Here is a 4,913-nt window from a genome sequence, read left to right as displayed (position 1 = left end):
CGAGCGCATAACCCACGCCTCGTAAATCTTTTGGCTTTTATTCAGCAAGCCCTAAGTAATTCTTCCTGCTGCCGTATCTAGGATAGATGCTTCTAATATCTCGCGATCGTGCGTGTAATCTACAGCAATAACTAAGTACCCAAAAAAGGCGTAGGTATCATAGAGTGGTAGCAGTTCGGGATAGCGAGCAAAGAAGGGCTGGATGATTTTTTGATTTTTCTCATACAGTTTATCGATCGCCTTCTGGAATTGCGGCGTTACGCCAGGAATCGCTTTGAGGGCATCCCGAATTGCCGAGGTCAGCACGCCTGTAAAGGTTATCTGTTTGCGGAAGTCATCGTAAGCAATTTGGCTAGCCGCATCGGTAATAGCGGTTTCCAAGGCTGCCTGACCGTGGCTATAGGGGAGACTGCTGACGAGCGTATTGTTGAGGAGACCAAAAAACAAATCGGTGGCATCGTTCCCATAAACAAGTGCCATTTTGGAACGGGCAATTTGTCCATCGGGGTCGTCGGTAACGGTATATTCGCTTTCGATCGCGGTGAGTGTTGCCCGTAAGCTGCGGGTAAATCCCAAAATTTCGCTGTCATTGGGGACAGACTTGCCGCTGATATCTTGATTCCAAATCAGATAAAGTGCCTGAACTGGTTTTAAGGATAAAGTTCGCAACTGCTGCACTAGCTCAATGAAGCTCTGTATGGGCGGATGGAATGGGTCGGGTGCAGCAAAGGGATCGATACCTGTGAATTGGGTCAATAACAAAAATTCGCGCACACTTAGCTTGACAGTACGTGCTAGCCAGCCCCGTCGGAAAATAGCACTGAGAGTCTCCAAAGTGAGAGCCGTATTGTCGTCATAGCCCAGTGACGTTATGATTTGACGCAACTCATCATCTGTAAGCTGGAGGGCAGATCGTAGGGCTTCGGCATGAGTAAACAACCGCTGATCGGCGTAGAGGGCATCAATAACCGCTTGAAACGTTGCATCAACGCCGGGAACTGCTTTCAACTCATCACGAAGTGTTGTGGTGAAAACACCACGATAAGAGATCTGCTTGAGGGAATCGTCATAGGTAATCTGGTTTGCTGCTGCATCCAGAATGGGCTGTTCCAAGGTTGTCTGTGAGTGGCTGTAAGGAACCTCAACTTTCTGTAAGAAATTGCCGTAGCCATCGTCCACAAAGATTCGATCTTGCTTCAATAATGCAGAACTGAGGAACATCTGACGGTAGAGGGACATACCGTAGGTATCGATCGGAGCAAAACAAGCCAACAGTGGTAGTAGATCTTTCTTAAGTTTGAGATTGAGGGTTGTCATGACTTGTTTGATTACCCCCAGACGCGGTAGCAAGGTTAGGAATCCAGCATCTAGTTTTTCCAGGTTGATCGCATCATTGGGATCATTAGGAATTTGGTCGGCTGGATAGAGGGCAGCGATCGCCCGATCGGTTTGAGCGATCGTCCAGCCCAATTTCTTCCATAACCGGATAAAGCGAATCAGCCGAATAAACTCAAAGGGACGGACTTGGTTCGTATTGTTATCGGGATTAGCGTAGCGGAATTCTAGCTGATCGAAACGGCACGGATCGGCGGCAGCAGTGGGATTTGTCAGTGTGATTAACCCCATGATCTTGGCATAATTCGCATCATTTCTGATCCATGCCTTGATGTCTCCGCCGTATTGGGTGGCATCTAGTTCAGTCGGTATCAGCTTGTCGAGTTCGGCATCGGCGATCGCGCCATCTTTGAATGCTTTTAGGGTTGTAAACGGAATTCTTAATCGCTCTAATTTTGGAATCAAGATGGCATTTGGGTTAATAAATTTTGTCTTGATAATTTCGATAATCTCTTCATAGGAAATTCCTACCCGCCGCGTAAATGTTTTGGCATTAGCAATACCAATGATATAAACGCTAATTGTTGCCCCTTCTTTCCGAAGATCGAATGTAAAATTATCAATGATTCCCCAATGATTACCAAGGTTTTTGACTGCTGCCTGTCGTTGATTGGAAACGGGTTTACCATTATCTGCAAACAGTTGAATTAACCCTGGAGATATCTGCCCTTGATCGAGTTCAGTGATAAAGTTCACTCCAATCTCAAACACCTTTCTACCCAAGATGTCATTTTCCGTAATGGTGGTTGGATAGCCATAGAGATGCTGTAAAGTCAGGGTACGATCGCTCAGAAGTCGATATTCTGCGCGGGAAATTCGCAGTTCTTCCATGAGAATATCGCGCCAGCCATACTCGGTTTCGCTGGCACGCTCAAGGTCATCATTTTTGCGTAATGCTTCCATCACGCTGGGCAAGGGAACCTCGAATTGGTCAAAATAGCGGCGCAGGTTTTCGAGGGGTTGGTGGAATGGTAATGGGGGAGAGGGTGGCAGCAACGGGAGTGGATCGCCTACCTGTATCGGTTTGCCCGCCAGAGTTTGGTAGGCTCGATCGCTAACAAACTGTGGACTCGCCAATAGCTCTTCGGATGTCGCATCATTATTAATGTCATGCCCAGTGTAGTTTTCGAGATTAAGGTTATGGGTAATGAAATACTCTAAAGTCTCATTGACAATATCGATGTAGGGTAATGGCGTGTTGGTGTTTTCGCAGGTGAGGGGGAGATGCTGAATGTCGGGACGACGGCTGAGTAGAACGGTTTGGGGATTACTGTTGCCATCGGCAGGGCGATCGCAAAACTGAAGTAAATTCACCAGATAGGCAGCCGGACTGAGAATCGATCGACAATGATCGCAGGTGCAGTAGTCCATCTCGCCGAAGAGATTTTCTAAGGTGGGGTAGGCAATGATATCGGCGGCATTAGCAGCAGCAAGATTGGCAGCAGGATTGACCGATGGTCCAGATAGGGAGTTAATAATCCGGCCATTGAGATTAGAGCCGATCGCAGGAGCATTTCGCCCAGTTAAATATGAGGTGGCAATGTTCAGCACAGTGTTGTGAACCTGCTGGGCTTTGGCATGGGTCAGGATGGCATTGGTTTCACCGCCCAATTCATCTTTAAATTGCTGCACAAAGTCTGCCTGGTCGTACTGGACAATTTTGTAGGCTGAATCTAGATTGTTTCTGAGTAGAGTGTTCATTGCGCGATCGCTGGGCGTAATTTGATGCACTCTTTGAATGCGCGTTACTTCTTGCATTACTTCAGGTGCAATTTGCACGTTATTTTGTAGAGCAAATTGCTCAATCGGTTGCAGCCCAATCTCAAAGTTTCCGTGATGTTCCATGAGCAAGGCATGAACCTGCTCCCCGATCGCATTTTTGAGCGGAGTTTCGCCAGTCCTGACCATCTGGGCAACCACTGCCGTTGGATAGCTGAGTCGCATTTGCGCGGACATTAACTCGGCATAGTTACTGCGTTTCTCGGCCACGTCCTTACCAGGAATTTCAGGGGGAATGGTGACACCGTTAGCCATTAAGGTTTGCCATTTTTCCGCTTGATAGTAGCCATTTTCAATCAAGCTGAGGGGGGTCGTGATGCCATTGGCACCGCCAATATCTCGATGCAGACTTTGCATGAGGGGGGCGTTGTTGAGTGTCAGGTATCCCAGTTGTCCATCCATCCGTAGGCGCTGGGCAACAGGTTCGCCCATGTCACGTTGCACAGCGTCCCAGAAGTGGGTTAAATTATCCCGGTGTTGGGCATAGAGATTGACAAACTGTTGCTGTTGCAAGTCACCAATTTGGGCACTCGTTAACATTTCCTTTAGCGATGACACCCCAGCTAAGGCGGGTGCATCCAGCGCGCGCTGGGCAGATAAACCTCGAAAGCGTTCTACAACCTGGGGCAATTGAGCTTCCAGGGCAGCCGGAATCACACCTTGCTGAATACCTTGCTTCCAGGCACTTTCGGCAGTTTTAGCATCAATCTGATACAGTGCTTCCTCATTCGCGGGTACTCCAGCCCGAAATAGGGCGTAGAAGAAGGGAGGTGCGATTTGACTGCGGGTACTGAACTGATCGGCGAGGGATGCGATCGCCACGGCACGAGCATCCCAACCGGTCTTATTGGCAAGATAGGTAATATCCTGGCGAGTATCGGTTTCCTGGAGGTCACGGAGATTGCCTTGGAAATGGCTGGAAAGGTTTTGCAGCAGGGTCTCGTGTTCAGATGGCAGGGCTGGGGCGACGATTTCTGTCAGTAGGACATTTAATTGTTCGCGGGGGGAAGCATTGTAGCGAACTTCGGAAACGGCGAGGACGCGATCGCCAGCCAAAACCCGAGTCTGAATATCGGGCTGGGTTTTGCCACGCTGTCGCCAATTGCTATCGTTGAACGTGACTTGATAAGTCCCATCTGCCTGGGTCACTGTTTGCTTTAATAGAACGTCCTCTCCACCCACAGTTTTGTCTACGACTTGGACAATCAAATCACCTACACTGATACTTGTGGGACTGCTGACTTTACCTTCGACCTGAAATTCAATTGCCTGTACGCTGGAGACCATCAGGTTGATGATTTCGATCGGCCTTGCAGATGGTATAACGTCAGACGATCGCAGGATGTTCAGATCGTTGTCGCTGACATTCACGCGCAGATTAATGGTGTTGATACCGGGTAGTCGGGTATAGCGGATGGTGTAACGGCCTTCAGGATCGGTTCTATCCTCGCCCAGACGAATGGCATCCTGTTCGGCTTGATGAAAGGCTCGCACGATGCCGCCCTTGAAAGGGGTCTCGTTATCGTGTTGAATTCTTCCACTGACAACCCAGAAGGTTTCTGCTTGGGGTTGATCAAACTCTCCCAATTCTCGCAGGAGTCGATTCATTGCATCTGCGGTGGGTCGATCGACATAGCCTGTACCCTCTAGCTCCGATCGCCTCTGAAAGCCGAAAACAAGTTCTTTAGACATCTCCAGAATAGTAACATTCGTGGTAAAATAACATCATAAAGCTTTTT

1 protein-coding gene is annotated in these 4,913 nt (G+C 48.6%); it reads right to left on the bottom strand.

Annotated features, from left to right (window positions below; genetic code table 11):
- Window positions 1-51 precede the first annotated feature (51 nt).
- Window positions 52-4,866 carry a Tc toxin subunit A gene (locus QT974_RS30900; RefSeq protein WP_333472193.1) on the bottom strand — a complete coding sequence of 1,605 codons (4,815 nt, stop codon included), beginning with the start codon at window positions 4,864-4,866 and terminating at the stop codon, window positions 52-54.
- Between the last annotated feature and the right edge of the window lie 47 nt (window positions 4,867-4,913).

Origin of the sequence: Microcoleus sp. BM001215392 (assembly GCF_036700185.1) — a bacterium.
In the GTDB taxonomy this organism is placed as follows: Bacteria; Cyanobacteriota; Cyanobacteriia; order Cyanobacteriales; family Microcoleaceae; genus Microcoleus.
The sequence above is the reverse complement of the archived record's forward strand: the minus strand, read 5'-3'. Positions and strand labels throughout refer to the sequence as shown.

Coding starts and splice junctions, on each gene's coding strand:
- QT974_RS30900 (WP_333472193.1), bottom strand. CDS start 4,866: ATGTCTAAAGAACTTGTTTTCGGCTTTCAGAGGCGATCGGAGCTAGAG.